At 54.3% G+C, this 17,501-nt stretch carries 16 protein-coding genes; 4 read left to right on the top strand and 12 right to left on the bottom strand.

Going from position 1 to position 17,501, the window contains the following annotated elements:
- Positions 1–75: 75 nt before the first annotated feature.
- The 5 genes from lysS to xerD form a co-directional block, all read right to left on the bottom strand.
- On the bottom strand, positions 76–1,593 hold the full coding sequence (lysS, locus tag OGX84_RS21890) for a lysine--tRNA ligase (RefSeq protein ID WP_012134993.1): 1,518 nt from the start codon (positions 1,591–1,593) through the stop codon (positions 76–78).
- A 9-nt stretch (positions 1,594–1,602) separates the two neighbouring features.
- Positions 1,603–2,701 (bottom strand): peptide chain release factor 2 gene (gene prfB / locus OGX84_RS21885; RefSeq protein WP_096753903.1). Its coding sequence is split into 2 segments (ribosomal slippage): positions 1,603–2,625 and positions 2,627–2,701, totalling 1,098 coding nucleotides; the frame shifts between segments, so codons are not numbered across the junction.
- Between the two features lie 86 nt (positions 2,702–2,787).
- Positions 2,788–4,521 (bottom strand): single-stranded-DNA-specific exonuclease RecJ, encoded by a 1,734-nt coding sequence (recJ, locus tag OGX84_RS21880; RefSeq protein WP_049008966.1) that lies wholly within the window; start codon positions 4,519–4,521, stop codon positions 2,788–2,790.
- Between the two features lie 5 nt (positions 4,522–4,526).
- Positions 4,527–5,240 (bottom strand): bifunctional protein-disulfide isomerase/oxidoreductase DsbC, encoded by a 714-nt coding sequence (gene dsbC, locus OGX84_RS21875; RefSeq protein ID WP_112001576.1) that lies wholly within the window; start codon positions 5,238–5,240, stop codon positions 4,527–4,529.
- Positions 5,241–5,263: 23 nt separating this feature from the next.
- The gene (gene xerD / locus OGX84_RS21870) at positions 5,264–6,160 is read right to left on the bottom strand and encodes a site-specific tyrosine recombinase XerD (RefSeq protein WP_012134998.1); all 897 of its coding nucleotides are present in this window, start codon (positions 6,158–6,160) and stop codon (positions 5,264–5,266) included.
- Between the two features lie 103 nt (positions 6,161–6,263).
- On the opposite strand from xerD, the gene fldB reads away from it, so the two are divergent.
- Positions 6,264–6,788 (top strand): flavodoxin FldB, encoded by a 525-nt coding sequence (gene fldB, locus OGX84_RS21865; RefSeq protein WP_012134999.1) that lies wholly within the window; start codon positions 6,264–6,266, stop codon positions 6,786–6,788.
- A 97-nt stretch (positions 6,789–6,885) separates the two neighbouring features.
- Here fldB and OGX84_RS21860 read toward each other — a convergent pair whose 3' ends face one another.
- Both OGX84_RS21860 and sdhE read right to left on the bottom strand, forming a co-directional pair.
- A complete protein-coding gene (locus OGX84_RS21860; RefSeq protein ID WP_024130921.1) occupies positions 6,886–7,293 on the bottom strand; it encodes a protein YgfX in 408 nt (135 codons plus the stop codon).
- On the bottom strand, positions 7,274–7,540 hold the full coding sequence (gene sdhE, locus OGX84_RS21855) for an FAD assembly factor SdhE (protein WP_112001575.1): 267 nt from the start codon (positions 7,538–7,540) through the stop codon (positions 7,274–7,276). The genes OGX84_RS21860 and sdhE overlap by 20 nt, the downstream gene beginning before the upstream one ends.
- Before the next feature lie 256 nt (positions 7,541–7,796).
- Between sdhE and ygfZ the strand changes: the two genes are divergently transcribed.
- Positions 7,797–8,777 (top strand): tRNA-modifying protein YgfZ, encoded by a 981-nt coding sequence (ygfZ, locus tag OGX84_RS21850; protein WP_104868221.1) that lies wholly within the window; start codon positions 7,797–7,799, stop codon positions 8,775–8,777.
- A gap of 154 nt (positions 8,778–8,931) precedes the next feature.
- Here ygfZ and trhA read toward each other — a convergent pair whose 3' ends face one another.
- Both trhA and yqfB read right to left on the bottom strand, forming a co-directional pair.
- A complete protein-coding gene (gene trhA / locus OGX84_RS21845; RefSeq protein ID WP_012135004.1) occupies positions 8,932–9,591 on the bottom strand; it encodes a PAQR family membrane homeostasis protein TrhA in 660 nt (219 codons plus the stop codon).
- Between the two features lie 161 nt (positions 9,592–9,752).
- The gene (gene yqfB / locus OGX84_RS21840; protein WP_047461422.1) at positions 9,753–10,064 is read right to left on the bottom strand and encodes a N(4)-acetylcytidine aminohydrolase; all 312 of its coding nucleotides are present in this window, start codon (positions 10,062–10,064) and stop codon (positions 9,753–9,755) included.
- Positions 10,065–10,116: 52 nt separating this feature from the next.
- Between yqfB and OGX84_RS21835 the strand changes: the two genes are divergently transcribed.
- Both OGX84_RS21835 and bglA read left to right on the top strand, forming a co-directional pair.
- Positions 10,117–10,845, top strand: a complete 729-nt coding sequence (locus OGX84_RS21835; RefSeq protein ID WP_012135006.1) for a MurR/RpiR family transcriptional regulator — start codon at positions 10,117–10,119, stop codon at positions 10,843–10,845.
- Positions 10,846–10,965: 120 nt separating this feature from the next.
- Positions 10,966–12,399 carry a 6-phospho-beta-glucosidase BglA gene (gene bglA / locus OGX84_RS21830; protein ID WP_012135007.1) on the top strand — a complete coding sequence of 478 codons (1,434 nt, stop codon included), beginning with the start codon at positions 10,966–10,968 and terminating at the stop codon, positions 12,397–12,399.
- Between the two features lie 110 nt (positions 12,400–12,509).
- Here the strand turns inward: bglA and gcvP are convergent, their stop codons facing one another.
- From gcvP to gcvT, 3 genes are all read right to left on the bottom strand, one after another.
- A complete protein-coding gene (gene gcvP / locus OGX84_RS21825) occupies positions 12,510–15,383 on the bottom strand; it encodes an aminomethyl-transferring glycine dehydrogenase (RefSeq protein ID WP_112001574.1) in 2,874 nt (957 codons plus the stop codon).
- A 220-nt stretch (positions 15,384–15,603) separates the two neighbouring features.
- Positions 15,604–15,993, bottom strand: coding sequence for a glycine cleavage system protein GcvH (gene gcvH / locus OGX84_RS21820; protein WP_012135010.1), 390 nt, complete (start codon positions 15,991–15,993; stop codon positions 15,604–15,606).
- 25 nt (positions 15,994–16,018) lie between these two features.
- Positions 16,019–17,113, bottom strand: coding sequence for a glycine cleavage system aminomethyltransferase GcvT (gene gcvT / locus OGX84_RS21815; protein WP_047461417.1), 1,095 nt, complete (start codon positions 17,111–17,113; stop codon positions 16,019–16,021).
- Positions 17,114–17,501: the final 388 nt, after the last annotated feature.

The raw sequence follows: 17,501 nt of genomic DNA, 5'->3' as shown, positions 1-17,501 counted from the left end.
GCTACGCTTACCGGGCCTACAGAGGTGCAAAACGTAGGCCGGATAAGGCGAAGCCGCCATCCGGCATCTCACGTCTTATTTTACCGGACGCATCGCCGGGAACAGAATCACGTCGCGGATGGTGTGGCTGTTGGTGAACAGCATTACCATGCGGTCGATACCAATTCCCAGACCCGCTGTCGGCGGCAGACCGTGCTCCAGAGCAGTAACGTAGTCTTCGTCGTAGAACATCGCTTCGTCGTCACCGGCTTCTTTCGCGTTAACCTGATCCTGGAAACGCTGCGCCTGATCTTCTGCATCGTTCAGCTCGCTAAAGCCGTTACCAATTTCACGGCCGCCGATGAAGAATTCAAAGCGGTCGGTGATTTCCGGGTTCACGTCGTTACGGCGCGCCAGCGGAGAAACCTCTGCCGGATATTCGGTGATGAAGGTCGGCTGAATCAGGTGCGCTTCCGCCACTTCTTCGAAGATCTCAGTTACGATTCGGCCCAGGCCCCAGCTTTTCTCAACCTTGATGCCGATAGATTCAGCGATCGCTTTGGCAGAGTCGAAGTTATCCAGATCGGCCATATCCGTTTCAGGACGGTATTTCTTGATAGCCTCGCGCATGGTCAGTTTTTCGAACGGCTTGCCGAAGTCGAACACTTCATCGCCGTAAGGCACTTCAGTTTTGCCCAGGATATCCTGCGCCAGCGTACGGAACAGCGATTCGGTCAGTTCGATCAGGTCTTTATAGTCCGCATACGCCATATAGAGTTCCATCATGGTGAACTCTGGGTTATGACGAACGGAGATCCCTTCGTTACGGAAGTTACGGTTGATTTCGAACACGCGCTCGAAACCGCCAACCACCAGACGCTTCAGGTACAGTTCCGGCGCGATACGCAGGTACATGTCCAGATCCAGCGCGTTGTGATGGGTGATAAACGGACGAGCTGCCGCACCGCCAGGAATCACCTGCATCATCGGAGTTTCCACTTCCATAAAGCCGCGGCCCACCATGAACTGACGAATACCCGCCATAATCTGTGAACGGACTTTAAAGGTGTTACGGGATTCATCGTTAGAGATGAGATCCAGGTAACGCTGGCGATAGCGCGCTTCCTGATCCTGCAAGCCGTGGAATTTATCCGGCAGCGGACGCAACGCTTTAGTCAGCAGACGCAGTTCGGTGCAGTGGATGGACAGCTCACCGGTTTTGGTCTTGAACAGCTTCCCTTTCGCGCCGAGGATATCGCCCAGATCCCATTTTTTGAACTGCTCGTTGTAAACGCCTTCCGGCAGATCGTCACGGGCAACGTACAGCTGAATACGGCCGCCGACATCCTGCAACGTAACGAAAGACGCTTTACCCATAATACGACGGGTCATCATACGGCCCGCAACGGACACTTCGATGTTCAGCGCTTCCAGTTCTTCGTTCTCTTTCGCGTCGAAGTCAGCGTGCAGTTGGTCTGAGGTGTGATCGCGACGAAAATCATTCGGGAACGGAATACCCTGCTCGCGCAGGCTAGCCAGCTTCTCGCGGCGCGTTTTCAGTTCATTGTTAAGATCGGTTACCGCGTCAGCGCCCTGTGCGTGTTGTTCAGACATGTTGGTTCCTCATAACCCTGCTTTCAAACTTGCTTCGATAAATTGATCCAGGCTGCCATCCAGCACCGCCTGCGTGTTGCGGGTCTCAACCCCGGTACGCAAGTCTTTAATGCGGGAGTCATCAAGGACATAAGAACGAATCTGGCTGCCCCAGCCGATGTCGGATTTGTTATCTTCCATCGCCTGTTTCTCGGCATTTTTCTTCTGCATCTCCAGTTCATAAAGCTTCGCTTTCATCTGCTTCATGGCCTGGTCTTTGTTTTTGTGCTGGGAACGGTCGTTCTGGCACTGCGTCACAATCCCGGTCGGGATGTGCGTAATACGTACCGCAGATTCTGTACGGTTAACGTGCTGACCGCCCGCACCGGATGCGCGATAAACGTCGATACGCAGGTCTGCCGGGTTGATCTCGATATCAATATCATCGTCAACTTCCGGGTAGACGAACGCGGAGCTGAACGAGGTATGACGACGGCCGCCGGAATCGAACGGGCTCTTACGCACCAGGCGATGAACGCCGGTTTCGGTACGCAGCCAGCCATAGGCGTATTCGCCGGAAATCTTGATGGTGACGGATTTGATCCCCGCGACTTCACCTTCAGACTCTTCAATAATTTCGGTTTTAAAGCCGCGCGCTTCTGCCCAGCGCAGATACATACGCTCCAGCATGCTTGCCCAGTCCTGCGCTTCAGTACCGCCGGAACCTGCCTGAATATCGAGGTAGCAATCCGCGCTGTCATACTCACCGGAGAACATACGACGGAATTCCAGCTGCGCCAGCTTTTCTTCCAGCGTATCGAGTTCAGCTACGGCTTCGTTAAAGGTTTCTTCGTCGTCGGCTTCTACAGCCAGCTCCAGCAGCCCGGAAACATCTTCCAGACCCTGAGTCATTTGGTCGAGGGTGTCGACAATCGCTTCAAGGGAGGAACGCTCTTTGCCCAGCGCCTGCGCGCGTTCGGGTTCGTTCCAGACATCCGGCTGTTCCAGCTCGGCGTTTACTTCTTCCAGACGCTCTTTCTTGGCATCGTAGTCAAAGATACCCCCTAAGAACGTCAGAGCGTTCCGTGAGGTCCTGAATGCGGTTATTTACCGGGTTAATTTCAAACATGGTCTGATTTCTTTTATTGGACTAGTCAAAATGCAGTGATAAGAGCGGAATTCTACCGGATTCGCGCTCTCATTAATATACTGTTGTCAATTTGGCCAGAGGTGATCAATGATCAGCTGTAGGCTACGGTTGCCGCGGAACTCGTTGATATCCAGCTTATAGGCAAGCTGAACTTCGCGTACGCCGTTATCCGGCCAGCAGGCAGTATCAACGTTAAACGCAATGCCGTCCAGCAGCGGGCCGCCGCCAACCGGTTCGACCATCACTTTCAGGTGGCGTTCGCCGACCAGCCGCTGCTGCAACAGGCGAAAACGTCCGTCAAACAGCGGTTCCGGGAACATCTGCCCCCACGGCCCTGCGTCACGCAGCAGTTGCGCCACTTCCATCGTCATCTCAGCCACGCTCAGCGGGCCATCAGAAACCACTTCACCCTGTAGCAACGATGGGTCGAGCCACTCGGTCACCAGCTCGCCAAAACGCTGCTGGAAATGTTCAAACTGCGCCTCTTCCAGCGACAATCCTGCCGCCATCGCATGGCCGCCGAATTTGAGCATCATCCCCGGATACAGCGTATCCAGACGCTCCAGCGCATCGCGCATATGCAGCCCCTGAATGGAACGACCGGAACCTTTCAGCGTACCGTCACCGGCGGGCGCAAAGGCAATCACCGGGCGATGGAAGCGCTCTTTAATGCGCGAAGCCAGAATGCCGACCACGCCCTGATGCCATTCTGGATGATACATCGCCAGGCCGCCAGGCAGCGTTTCACGGCTGCGTTCCAGTTTCTCGCACAGGGTCAGCGCTTCCGCCTGCATCCCCTGTTCGATCTCTTTACGCGTCTGGTTCAGCGCATCCAGTTCATTCGCCAGCACCCGCGCTTCGCCGATGTTATCACACAGCAGCAACGCCACGCCGACGGACATATCATCCAGCCGCCCTGCGGCATTCAGACGCGGCCCCAGCGCAAAGCCTAAATCGCTGGCCGCCAGCTTCTGCGGATCGCGGTTCGACACCTCAAGCAGCGCCTTAATGCCTGGGCGACATTTCCCGGCGCGGATACGGCTCAACCCCTGCCACGTCAGGATGCGGTTATTGGCGTCCAGCGGCACCACGTCCGCCACCGTGCCTAACGCGACCAGGTCGAGCAGTTCCGCCAGATTCGGCGGCGTAATGCCACGCTCATCAAACCAGCCTTTATCACGCAGGAAAGTGCGCAGCGCCAGCATCAGATAGAACGCCACGCCAACGCCTGCCAGCGACTTCGACGGGAAATCGCAATCTCGCAGATTCGGGTTAATGATGGCTTCTGCGTCAGGTAGCGTATCGCCCGGCAGGTGGTGATCGGTCACTACCACCGGAATCCCCAACGCTCTGGCATGTTCCACACCGGTATGAGAAGAGATACCGTTATCCACCGTCACAATCAGCTGCGCGCCGCGAGCATGCGCCTGATCGACCACTTCCGGGCTTAATCCGTAGCCGTCTTCAAAACGGTTTGGCACCAGGTAGCTGATATTGTTACAGCCCAGCGAACGCATACCGAGGACGCTAAGCGCCGTACTGGTGGCGCCATCCGCGTCAAAATCGCCCACGACGACGATGCGAGTCCCCTCGCGAAACGCGTTATAGAGGATCTCAACCGCCTTTTCGACGCCGCTAAGCTGCTGCCACGGCAGCATCCCTTTTACGCTGCGCTCCAGCTCCTGCGCGCTGCGTACGCCCCGGCTGGCGTATAAACGGCGCAGCAACGGCGGCAGGTCAGCAGGCAGCTCAGCTGTCTCGTCGGCCTCACGCCGACGAAGTTGTATCTGTTGTTTCACGCGAATTATTTACCGCTGGTCTGTTTCTGGTGCGCGTCAAGGAACGCCTTCATCTCTTTCGGCCCCTGATAGCCAGGCACCACATAGCCGTTGCTCAGCACAATCGCTGGCGTGCCGCTCACGCCGAACTGCACGCCCAGCGCATAATGATTGGCGATATCGATATCGCAGGTGGCGGCTTTCACGCCTTTGCCCGCCATCGCGTCATCAAAGGATTTGTTTCGGTCTTTCGCGCACCAGATGGACTTCATATCCTGCTCGGCCTGGCTTTCCAGCCCCTGGCGCGGGAAGGCCAGATAACGCACGGTAATCCCCAGCGCGTTGTAGTCTTTCATCTCTTCATGCAGCTTGTGACAGTAGCCGCAGGTAATGTCGGTAAAGATGGTGATGACGTGTTTTTCCTGCGGCGCTTTGTAAACAATCATCTCTTTTTCCAGCGCATTCAGGTGTTTCATCAGCAACTGATTGGTGACATTTACCGGCGACGCGCCGCTGACGTCATACATCGGCCCCTGAATAATATGCTTACCATCGTCGGTGACGTACAGCACGCCGCTGTTGGTCAGCACGGTTTTCATGCCTGCAACCGGCGCGGGCTGAATTTCCGTGCTCTGCACGCCCAGCTTAGTCAGCGACTGGCGAATGGCTGCATCGTCCGCATGGACCATTCCCGAAAATGCCGCCGCCAGCAGGGTGAACATCATAAAACGTTTTTTCATAACCTATCCTTTCCTGTCAGCACTCACGCTCGCGGGTGATGCTGTTGATGAAGTTGACGCAAGCGCTCCGTTGCGACATGAGTATAAATTTGTGTGGTCGAGAGATCGCTATGCCCAAGCAGCATCTGTACAACGCGTAAGTCAGCGCCATGATTCAGCAAATGGGTGGCGAAAGCGTGACGCAAAACGTGCGGCGACAGCTTTTCGCTGTCGATTCCCGCCAGCACGGCATAGTGTTTAATGCGGTGCCAGAAGGTCTGACGCGTCATTTGTTGCGCCCGCTGGCTGGGAAATAAAACGTCAATCGACACACCGTTCAACAGCCACGGGCGCCCGTGCTCCAGATACGTCTCCAGCCAGTACACCGCTTCTTCGCCCAACGGCACCAGACGTTCTTTATTGCCTTTACCGATAACCCGCACGACGCCCTGGCGCAGGCTGATATCGCTCATGGTCAGCCCGACCAGCTCAGAAACGCGCAGGCCCGTCGCATACAGCACTTCCAGCATTGCTTTGTCGCGTAATTCCAGCGGTTGGTCAACAACTGGCGACTGTAATAATCTCTCAACTTGTGCTTCGCTGAGATCTTTTGGCAAACGCTGCGGAAGTTTGGGCGACGCGAGCTGCGCGCTCGGATCGTCCTCACGAAATTTTTCACGGTACAGATGCTGAAAGAAGCGCCGCGTAGCGCTCAACAACCGTGCGGAACTGGTGGCTTTATACCCGCCATCCATACGTTCCGCCAGCAGCGTTTGTAAATCATCGCTCTGCACCGTCGCCAGCGTTTTTCCACGATGATGCAACCATTCGACCACCATCGACAAGTCGCGCCGATACGCGCTCAGCGTATTTTCCGCCAGATTACGCTCCAGCCACAGGGCATCGAGAAACTGCTCGATACGCGCCAGATCCTTATCCATCTCGGGCCCCTCTGCGTGTTAAATCAACACCATTATGCCTGAAGCCGACGCCTTTCTGGTACACTAGCCGCATCGTCATCGCAAGAATCGAGAGCAGTACGTCATGAATATCGGCCTTTTTTATGGTTCCAGCACCTGCTATACCGAAATGGCAGCGGAAAAAATTCGCGACATTATTGGCCCGGAACTGGTCACATTACACAACCTCAAGGATGACTCTCCGACCTTAATGGAGCAGTACGATGTGCTCATTTTAGGCATTCCGACCTGGGATTTTGGTGAAATACAGGAAGACTGGGAAGCCGTCTGGAATCAACTGGACGATCTCAAGCTGGAAGGCAAAATTGTCGCGCTCTACGGCATGGGCGACCAGTTGGGCTACGGCGAGTGGTTCCTGGATGCGCTGGGTATGCTGCATGACAAACTTGTCACCAAAGGCGTTAAATTTGTCGGCTACTGGCCTACCGAAGGCTATGAGTTCACCAGCCCGAAACCGGTCATTGCCGATGGGCAACTTTTTGTCGGCCTGGCGCTGGATGAAACCAACCAGTACGATCTCAGCGATGAGCGCATCCAGGCCTGGTGCGAGCAAATTCTCGGTGAGATGGCAGAGCACTATTCCTGCTGACCGTTTTGCCGGATAGCGGCGTGAACGCCCTGTCCGGCCTGCATGGCGCACCGAACCGTAGGCCTTAAAGCTGCGCGCCATCAGGCCTTCGTTGGCGTTACCCCTGCGTCGCCTGTTGCAACATTAACCGCCGTAAATCCCGCCACTCGGCGTCATCCATGCTGTCTGCCGCCAGCCACAAGTGCTGACGCTTCCCGCTGTCGGCGCGCAAACGCAGCATCATGCCAGTTTTAAGCATCCAGGGCGGCCCCTGAATCGTCCAGTCTTGCCCTTGCCAACGTAAACGCCCATCCATCAGCAGTTTAATTTCGCCCTGCCGGGTATTAATCCGCCGCTGACTGCGCACACAGTCGAACACCACCAGCGAAAGCAATATCAGCCAGAGCGGCGTGTAGCTCAATGGCCAGGGCATCAATAAAACCAATGCGGCGACAAGCCCATGAATGAGCAAAGAGAGCCATTGTGCGCGCCAGGAGACGCGTAAATCAGATTGCCACAGGACCACGTTCCCGATTCCGTGTCTGGATGAGTTGCACCATTTGTTCCAGTTCTGCATCACCCGGTTTACCGTGGTTCATCAACCAGTTAAATAAATCAGGATCGTCGCATTCCAGCAAACGAACAAAGATGCATTTTTCTTCATCGCTTAAGTTATCGTACTCATGTTCGAAAAACGGCATGATAGAAATGTCGAGCTCACGCATACCGCGACGGCATGCCCAATGAATACGTGCTTTGTTATTAATATCCATGTTCTTCTTCCTGTCTCGCGAAAATGAAGTACCCGGCTATTGTAACGTGTTTTTCATGTTCTTTTACGGGAATCTCCATAAACGGAAGCATGATCGGCAAATAAAACCACATTAAGTCAAAGGGTTCATCGATTTTGCATCGCGCCTCGCAAAGCGGGCGATAAGGCACAAATGGGATGTTTAAACCGCTTGCAATGGGCTATAGCTCTTTTACCATTAGTCACTATTACTGCGTTAAGCAAATCAGGACATTATTATGGCTTTTACACCTTTTCCTCCTCGTCAACCGTCCGCGTCAGCCCGTTTGCCTCTGACGCTGATCACTCTCGATGACTGGGCGCTGGCCTCGATCACCGGCGCCGACAGCGAGAAGTATATGCAAGGTCAGGTCACTGCGGACGTCAACCAGCTTACCGAACAGCAACACTTACTGGTCGCCCATTGCGATGCAAAAGGGAAGATGTGGAGCAACCTGCGTCTGTTCCGCGACGGCGACGGTTTTGCCTGGATTGAACGCCGCAGTCTGCGCGAGGCCCAACTGACCGAGCTGAAAAAATACGCCGTGTTCTCTAAAGTCGCGATCGCGCCTGACGATGAGCGCGTTCTGCTCGGTATCGCTGGTTTTCAGGCTCGCGCAGCGCTGGCGAATATCTTTAGCGAGTTACCGAACAGCGAAAAACAGGTCGTGAGCGAAGGGGCGTCCACCCTGCTTTGGTTTGAACATCCGGCGGAACGTTTTCTGCTGATTACGGATGTCGCCACGGCTGAATCCCTGACTGAAAAACTGCGTGGCGAAGCGGCGCTGAACAACAGCCAGCAGTGGCTGGCGCTGGATATTGAAGCGGGCATTCCGGTCATTGACTCCGCGAACAGCGGGCAATTTATACCGCAGGCAACCAACCTACAGGCGCTGGGCGGCATCAGCTTTAAGAAAGGCTGCTACAGCGGGCAGGAGATGGTCGCCCGGGCAAAATTCCGCGGTGCGAACAAACGCGCGCTCTGGTCTCTGGCGGGTAAAGCCAGCCGCGTACCGGAAACCGGAGAAGATCTGGAGTTGCAGATGGGTGAGAACTGGCGTCGTACCGGCACCGTTCTTGCGGCAGTGCAACTGGATGACGGCCAGATTCTGGTGCAGGTGGTCATGAACAACGATATGGAAGCTGACAGCGTATTTCGCGTACGCGATGATGCGAATACTCTGCACATCGTACCGCTGCCCTATTCGCTGGAAGAGTGAAAAGAATAACGCCTGATGGCGCTGCGCTTATCAGGCCTACGGTTCAGTGCGCCATGCAGGCCGGATAAGGTATTAGCCGCCATCCGGCAGTTGGGTTTCAGGCCCCATCCCTCGTAGGCCGGATAAGGCGTAGCCGCCATCCGGCAACAGTGTGTCAGACCTGCCCTACATACAGATAGATCGCCAGAAAGTGGCACACGCTGCCGCCCAGCACAAACCCGTGCCAGATTGCATGGTTATAGGGAATGCGTTTGCAGACGTAGAAAATCACGCCTAGCGAATAGACCACGCCGCCGACCGCCAGCAGCGTCACGCCTCCCGCCGCCAGTTTGATCGCCAGTTGATAAACCACAATCAGCGACAGCCACCCCATCGTTAAATACGTTACCAGCGAGAGAACCTTAAACCGGTGGGCAATAGTCAGCTTGAATAAAATACCGAGCAGCGCCAGGCTCCAGATGACAATCATCAGCCCACGCGCCAGCGGCGAATCCAGCCCCACCAGCAAAAACGGCGTATAGGTTCCGGCAATCAGCAGATAGATAGCGCAGTGGTCGAATTTTTTCAGCCAGATCTTCGCCCGCTGATGCGGAATCGCGTGGTAGAGGGTTGAAGCAAGAAACAGCAGGATCATGCTGCCGCCGTACAGGCTGTAGCTGGTAATGGCCGTTGCACTGGCATTCGCGTCTACCGCCTGAACCAGTAACAGCACCAGACCGACAATACCAAACACCAACCCAATACCGTGGCTGATGCTATTGGCAATTTCCTCTGCCAGCGAATATCCCTGTGCGATTAATGGTTTCTGCACCATAGCTTACTCCAAAGAACGTTCACAATCGTGATAGCGTTTCTAGCGTAACTGAGAATGGTTCCAGTGAACACCTGTTAGCTAAAATAAATATCAACTTAAGATTAATCTTTTTAAATCATGATGTTGAAACTTATTTTTCAACTAACAGTTGTTCATTAAAATCAAAGGCATTTAAAATCAATCACATAAAATTGCGTCTGATCCGGGTAAATCCCGGCAATCACATGTTTAAGTTCTTCAAGCGTCATGTTTTCCTGCCGGGCATGTTTTTCCGTCAGCGTGTCCAGCGTGACGGTTGAAGTGCCAACAACCTCAATTGTGCAGAAGTAACCCTCATCTTCGAAGCGTCCAACCCGTAGAATATCCCCGGCTTTGAAGTGTGATTCAGACTCGTCACGAATGGTGATAGTTTTGCGTCCGGCCAGAATGTCATCCTGGAAACGCTGAAAAAAAGTGATGTCATTTGGCTGCATGTTATTATTCCCTGTAGATGAAGTCTGATGAGTGAGTTTTGCCATTGTGAGTATGTTCTCCCACGCTGCCATCGCCAGTCTCAACAATCTTGAGATGCTGGTCTACAACTATGTCATCAAAAACCGTGACAAAGTCATGTACATGACCATTCGCGAACTGGCTGATGCCGTGGGCGTTTCCACCACCACCGTGCTGCGTTTTTGTCGCAAACTTCACTGTGACGGCTACTCTGAATTCCGCGTGCGCTTTAAATTATATTTAGAGCAGGATGAGCCGCAACAGGCTAATTTTGGCGCCAGCGAAATTATCAGTTTCTTTAAAAGCGTCAATAACGATGAGTTTGATAAATTACTCGATCAGGCTGTCGATATCATTTTATCTTCCGAACGTATTATATTTGTCGGCGCAGGAACTTCCGGCGCGCTGGCAAAATATGGCGCACGTTTTTTCTCTAACGTCGGGAAATTCAGTAATCATATTGATGATCCTTATTTTCCGGTCACCAACGATATGGCAAAAAACGCGCTGGCGATTGTGCTTTCAGTATCGGGAGAGACTGCGGAGATCCTGCGCTTTGCCAGCCAGTTCAGCCTGCACAACTGCAAAGTGCTGTCGATTACCAGCCATGAACATTCGGCGCTGGCAAAGCTGGCCGATTTTAATCTCTCCTGGCATGTACCACAAACCCGTATTGCTGGCGTTTATGATATTACAACGCAGATCCCCGTTATCTATATTCTTGAATCATTAGGCCGTAAGCTGGCGAAAAAATTAGCGTAAAAAAACAAATTGTTTTTTGGGCGTAACAAATTACACCAGCGCTATTTTGTTATATCGTGACTTTTTGCCTTCCTTTGTTAGACTCAAAATCAGATTGTATTAATTTGAGATTGAGCAACAATGAAAAAACTCACCTTACCAAAAGATTTCTTATGGGGCGGCGCAGTTGCCGCTCATCAGGTTGAAGGCGGCTGGAACAAAGGCGGCAAAGGGCCGAGCATCTGTGATGTGCTGACCGGCGGAGCGCATGGCGTACCGCGTGAAATCACCCGACAAGTCGTAGCGGGTAAATATTATCCGAACCATGAAGCGGTCGATTTTTACGGTCACTATAAAGAAGACATTAAGCTGTTCGCCGAGATGGGGTTTAAATGCTTTCGCACCTCCATCGCCTGGACCCGCATTTTCCCGCAGGGTGACGAGACGCAGCCGAACGAAGAAGGGCTGAAATTCTACGATGATATGTTCGATGAGTTGCTAAGATACAACATCGAACCGGTCATCACCCTCTCCCACTTTGAAATGCCGCTGCATCTGGTACAGCAATACGGCGGCTGGACCAACCGTAAAGTGGTGGATTTCTTCGTCCGCTTCGCGGAGGTGGTATTTGAGCGCTACAAGCACAAAGTCAAATACTGGATGACCTTCAATGAGATCAACAACCAGCGCAACTGGCGCGCGCCGCTGTTTGGCTACTGCTGTTCCGGCGTGGTGTATACCGAGCATGAAAACCCGGAAGAAACCATGTATCAGGTGCTGCATCACCAGTTCGTCGCCAGCGCGCTGGCGGTGAAGGCGGCACGCCGCATCAACCCGGAGATGAAGGTCGGCTGTATGCTGGCGATGGTCGCGCTCTATCCGTTTTCCTGTAAGCCAGAAGATGTCATGTTCGCGCAGGAATCCATGCGCGAGCGCTATGTGTTTACCGACGTTCAGCTACGCGGCTACTACCCGTCTTATGTACTGAACGAATGGGAACGTCGCGGCTTTAACATCAACATGGACGCTGGCGACGCGGAGATTCTGCGCGAAGGCACCTGCGATTACCTTGGCTTCAGCTATTACATGACTAACGCAGTAAAAGCGGAAGGCGGTAGCGGCGATGCCATTTCCGGCTTCGAGGGCAGCGTGCCGAATCCGCACGTCAAAGCTTCCGACTGGGGCTGGCAGATTGACCCGGTCGGCCTGCGTTATTCCCTGTGCGAGCTGTATGAACGCTATCAGAAGCCGCTGTTTATTGTGGAAAATGGGTTTGGCGCCTACGACAAAGTGGAAGAAGACGGCAGCATCAACGACGATTACCGCATCGACTATCTGCGTGCTCACGTAGAAGAGATGATGAAAGCGGTGACGTATGATGGTGTGGATCTGATGGGCTATACGCCGTGGGGCTGCATCGACTGCGTGTCATTCACGACCGGACAATACAGCAAGCGTTACGGTTTTATTTACGTGAACAAGCATGACGACGGTAGCGGCGATATGTCACGCTCGCGGAAGAAAAGTTTTACCTGGTATAAAGAGGTTATCGCCAGCAACGGCGAGAAGCTGTAATTTTTTGCCGGGTGGCGGCTAATACCTTATCCGGCCTACAAGTTCTGTCTCCGAATAAAAAAAAGCCGGGTAGCGCTTGCGCTTACCCGGCCTACAGCATGGCAGAGAGATTACTGATATTCGCTCATCGGTACGCAGGAGCAGAACAGGTTACGGTCGCCGTAAACGTCATCAAGGCGTTTCACGGTCGGCCAGTACTTGTTCGCTACCCCCGCCGGGAACACCGCGACTTCACGGCTGTATCCGTGGTTCCACTCCGCGACCAGCTCATTCTGCGTGTGCGGCGCGTTAACCAGCGGGTTATCCTCCAGCGGCCACTCACCAGCTTTCACGCGATCGATTTCCGCACGAATCGCCAGCATCGCATTGATAAAGCGATCCAGCTCCATTTTGCTTTCAGATTCCGTCGGTTCAACCATCAACGTTCCCGCCACCGGGAACGACATGGTCGGCGCGTGGAAACCGTAGTCGATCAAACGCTTGGCAATATCCAGCTCGCTGATGCCGGTCTCTTCTTTCAGCGGACGGATGTCGAGAATACACTCGTGCGCCACGCGGCCATCGCGACCGGTATACAGCACCGGATACGCATCTTTCAGGCGGCTGGCGATATAGTTGGCGTTCAGAATCGCCACCTGGCTCGCCTGCTTCAGCCCTTCCGCGCCCATCATGCGGATGTACATCCAGCTGATCGGCAGAATGGATGCGCTGCCGAACGGTGCGGCGGACACCGCGCCCTGACGGGTCAGCATCCCTTCGATCTGCACCACGCTGTGACCCGGAACAAACGGTGCCAGATGTGATTTCACGCCGATCGGCCCCATACCAGGGCCGCCGCCGCCGTGCGGAATGCAGAAGGTTTTATGCAGGTTGAGGTGTGAAACATCCGCGCCGATGAAGCCCGGAGAGGTAATGCCAACCTGCGCGTTCATGTTTGCGCCATCGAGGTATACCTGGCCGCCGAACTGATGCACGATCTCGCACACTTCACGAATGGTTTCTTCGTACACGCCGTGGGTGGATGGGTAAGTCACCATGATGCAGGAGAGATTGTCACCCGCCTGCTCGGCTTTAGCGCGCAGATCCGCCAGATCGATGTTGCCGTTCTTATCGCATGCGACCACCACCACCTGCATACCCGCCATCTGTGCGGAAGCCGGGTTGGTGCCGTGAGCGGAGGCCGGGATCAGACAGATATCGCGATGACCGTCGTTGCGGCTTTCGTGATAATGACGAATCGCCAGCAGGCCCGCGTATTCGCCCTGCGCGCCGGAGTTCGGCTGCATACACACGGCATCATAGCCCGTCAGTTTCACCAGCCAGTCAGAAAGCTGGTTGATCATCTGATGATACCCTTCCGCCTGATCTGCCGGGCAGAACGGATGCAGTTCCGCAAATTCCGGCCAGGTGATGGGGATCATCTCCGCCGCCGCGTTCAGCTTCATGGTACAGGAACCCAGCGGGATCATTGCCTGGTTCAGCGCCAGATCTTTACGCTCCAGCGAGTGCATGTAGCGCATCATCTCCGTTTCGCTGTGGTAACGGTTGAACACCGGGTGCGTCAGGATCGCGTCATCACGCAGCATACTCTCCTGGATAGAGCGGCTATCGTGCGCCACGTCTTTATCCAGCGTATCAATGTTCAGACCGTGGTCGTCGCCCAGCAGTACAGAGAACAGTTGCAGCACGTTTTCGCGGGTTGTCGTTTCATCCAGCGTGATGCCGACAGCATTGTGGATGTCGCTGCGCAGGTTGATCTCTGCGACCTCCGCGCGCGCCAGGACGGCGGCTTTATCGGCCACCTCTACGCACAGGGTGTCGAAGTAATGCACATGGCGCAGTTTCAGCCCTTTTTGTTGCAGGCCCGCCGCCAGAATGTCGGTCAGGCGGTGAATGCGATTAGCAATGCGCTTCAGCCCAACCGGACCGTGATAAACAGCATACAGGCTGGCGATGTTGGCCAGCAGCACCTGCGAAGTACAAATATTGGAGTTCGCTTTCTCGCGACGGATATGCTGTTCGCGAGTCTGCATCGCCATGCGCAGTGCGGTATTGCCCGCCGCATCTTTCGATACGCCGATAATACGGCCCGGCATGGAGCGTTTGAATTCATCTTTGGCGGCAAAGAACGCCGCGTGTGGGCCGCCGTAGCCCATCGGTACGCCGAAGCGTTGCGCAGAGCCGAACACAATGTCCGCACCCTGTTTACCCGGCGCCGTCAGCAGCACCAGCGCCATAAAATCGGCGGCTACGCTGACGATAACTTTACGTGATTTCAGTTCGCTAATCAGCGCGCTGTAGTCGTGGACTTCACCGGTGGTGCCAACCTGCTGCAACAGCACGCCGAACACATCCTGGTGATCCAGCACTTTTTCCGCGTCATCGACGATCACATCAAAACCGAAGGTCTCCGCGCGGGTGCGCACGACGTCCAGCGTTTGCGGGTGAACGTCAGAGGCGACAAAGAAGCGGTTGGCGTTTTTCAGTTTACTGATGCGTTTTGCCATCGCCATCGCTTCTGCGGCAGCGGTTGCTTCATCCAGCAACGAAGCAGAGGCCATATCCAGCCCGGTCAGATCCAGCGTCACCTGCTGGAAATTCAGCAGCGCTTCCAGACGCCCCTGCGAAACTTCCGGCTGATAAGGCGTATACGCGGTGTACCAGCCCGGATTTTCCAGCATATTGCGCAGGATAACCGGCGGCAGCTGCACCGCGGTATAACCCATGCCAATGTAAGACGTGAAGCGCTTGTTGCGACCGGCAATCGCTTTTAATTCGGCCAGCGCGGCGTATTCCGTCGCCGCTTCACCTACCTGCGGCGGCGTGGCAAGCTGAATGTCTTTCGGCACAATCTGGCCGATCAGCGCGTTTAACGACTCAGCGCCAACGGTATTCAGCATCTCTTGCTGCTGTGCGGCGTCCGGTCCAATGTGGCGTTCAATGAAAGCGCCGCTGTTTTCAAGCTGGCTTAGCGTCTGTGTCATGGGCGATGGTTCCTGAAACGTGCAGTGAATCGTGATTGTCTCTGGCTCAATTGCCCGGTGGCGCTAACGCTTACCGGGCCTACGCGTGCGAAAACGAATACGCAAAATCATTCACGTTGCAGGACGGCGGCGACGCAGAGACCCCCCAGGAGCTTACATAAGTAAGTGACTGGGGGAGCGAGGAAGCCAACACACCTGCTGCGTGAAGGATGAAGCATATTTATTCGTCTTCTAACAATGCTTCGTATGCGGTTGCATCCAGCAGCGAGTCGATTTCGCTTTCGTCGCTGGCTTTGATTTTGAAGATCCAGCCACCCGCATACGGCTCGCTGTTGACCAGTTCAGGGGAGTCGCTGAGCGCGTCGTTTACCGCCACAATCTCACCGCTCACCGGCGCATAAATGTCAGAAGCGGCTTTTACCGATTCTGCTACCGCGCAGTCATCGCCCGCCGCAACGGTGGCGCCGACGTCTGGCAGATCGACAAAAACCATATCACCCAGCAATTCCTGAGCGTGTTCCGTGATGCCAACCGTGTAAGTACCGTCTGCTTCTTTGCGCAGCCATTCGTGTTCTTTGCTGTATTTCAGTTCTACAGGTACGTTGCTCATCAATAAATCTCCAAAAAAGGATGAATCACGCGACGGCTTTGCCGTTACGCACAAAAACAGGTTTAGTGACTTTTACTGGCATTTCGCGGTTGCGGATCTGCACGATCGCCGTCTCGCCAATACCCGCCGGAACGCGCGCCAGCGCAATGCTGTAACCCAGCGTCGGAGAGAAAGTGCCGCTGGTAATAATGCCTTCCAGCTGATTCCCCTGGGCATCGGTAAAGCGTACCGGCAGTTCATTACGCAGTACGCCTTTCTCGGTCATAACCAGACCCACCAGTTGTTCGGTGCCTTTTTCACGCTGGACTTCCAGCGCCTCGCGACCAATAAAATCGCGATCGGCCGGTTCCCAGGCGATGGTCCAGCCCATATTCGCCGCCAGCGGAGAGACGCCTTCATCCATCTCCTGACCATACAGGTTCATACCCGCTTCCAGACGCAGCGTATCGCGCGCGCCCAGGCCACACGGCTTCACGCCGGATTCCACCAGCGCACGCCAGAAATCCGCCGCCTTTTCGTTTGGCATTGCAATTTCATAGCCTGCTTCGCCGGTATAACCGGTTGTTGCAATAAACAGATCGCCCGCCTGCACGCCAAAGAACGGTTTCATGCCTGCCACCGCCTTGCGCTGTTCTTCAGTAAACAGCGTGGCCGCTTTCGCCTGCGCATTCGGCCCCTGTACCGCAATCAGCGACAGGTCGTCACGAACGGTGATGTCGATGGCGTAAGGTTCGGCGTGTTGGGTAATCCAGGAGAGGTCTTTTTCGCGGGTGGCGGAGTTTACAACGAGGCGGAAGAAATCTTCAGTGAAGTAATAGACAATCAGGTCATCTATCACGCCGCCCGAGGCATTGAGCATACCAGAGTAGAGGGCTTTACCGGTCTTTGTGAGTTTCGCCACGTCATTCGCCAGCAGATAACGCAAAAACTCCCGGGTGCGGCTGCCGCGTAGATCGACGATGGTCATATGCGACACATCAAACATACCGGCATCAGTGCGAACTGCATGGTGCTCATCAAGTTGAGAACCATAGTGCAGCGGCATCATCCAGCCATGGAAATCCACCATGCGCGCGCCACAAAGCGTGTGTTGTTCGTATAAAGGAGTCTGTTGAGCCATCTTGTCCTCATTGAATAAGCGGGGCTTACAACCATTTCATGGTGAAATCTTCGCCACGAAACCCGGCGTCGCAGCCACTCCAGGGCTTCGACGCAAACGTTCTCTTTTACCTGAACTTACCACCGAAGCAGACGCTAAACCATAAGGCAAAATTAACCATCACATTAGCTTATGACCAAAAAACGCCAAACCCGCCTCAGCATAAAAAACCATGAAATAAACAAAAAACCTCCATAAACGATAATCAAATACGCAACCATCCCGCACATATCAATATTAAATGTGGAAAAAATGTCAAAAATGACGATAGTTGAAAATCGTAATATTAAAAAAACTAATGCGAAAAGAGAGGTGAAATTAGATTATTTCAAATGAGGAAAGCGTCCCG

Origin of the sequence: Citrobacter sp. CK202 (genome assembly GCF_030333225.1) — a bacterium.
In the GTDB taxonomy this organism is placed as follows: domain Bacteria; phylum Pseudomonadota; class Gammaproteobacteria; order Enterobacterales; family Enterobacteriaceae; genus Citrobacter_B; species Citrobacter_B koseri.
This window is presented reverse-complemented; position numbering and strand designations above follow the sequence as displayed.

Coding starts and splice junctions, on each gene's coding strand:
- lysS (WP_012134993.1), bottom strand. CDS start 1,593: ATGTCTGAACAACACGCACAGGGCGCTGACGCGGTAACCGATCTTAAC.
- dsbC (WP_112001576.1), bottom strand. CDS start 5,240: ATGAAAAAACGTTTTATGATGTTCACCCTGCTGGCGGCGGCATTTTCG.
- xerD (WP_012134998.1), bottom strand. CDS start 6,160: ATGGATAAGGATCTGGCGCGTATCGAGCAGTTTCTCGATGCCCTGTGG.
- fldB (WP_012134999.1), top strand. CDS start 6,264: ATGAATATCGGCCTTTTTTATGGTTCCAGCACCTGCTATACCGAAATG.
- sdhE (WP_112001575.1), bottom strand. CDS start 7,540: ATGGATATTAATAACAAAGCACGTATTCATTGGGCATGCCGTCGCGGT.
- ygfZ (WP_104868221.1), top strand. CDS start 7,797: ATGGCTTTTACACCTTTTCCTCCTCGTCAACCGTCCGCGTCAGCCCGT.
- trhA (WP_012135004.1), bottom strand. CDS start 9,591: ATGGTGCAGAAACCATTAATCGCACAGGGATATTCGCTGGCAGAGGAA.
- yqfB (WP_047461422.1), bottom strand. CDS start 10,064: ATGCAGCCAAATGACATCACTTTTTTTCAGCGTTTCCAGGATGACATT.
- OGX84_RS21835 (WP_012135006.1), top strand. CDS start 10,117: ATGTTCTCCCACGCTGCCATCGCCAGTCTCAACAATCTTGAGATGCTG.
- bglA (WP_012135007.1), top strand. CDS start 10,966: ATGAAAAAACTCACCTTACCAAAAGATTTCTTATGGGGCGGCGCAGTT.
- gcvP (WP_112001574.1), bottom strand. CDS start 15,383: ATGACACAGACGCTAAGCCAGCTTGAAAACAGCGGCGCTTTCATTGAA.
- gcvH (WP_012135010.1), bottom strand. CDS start 15,993: ATGAGCAACGTACCTGTAGAACTGAAATACAGCAAAGAACACGAATGG.
- gcvT (WP_047461417.1), bottom strand. CDS start 17,113: ATGGCTCAACAGACTCCTTTATACGAACAACACACGCTTTGTGGCGCG.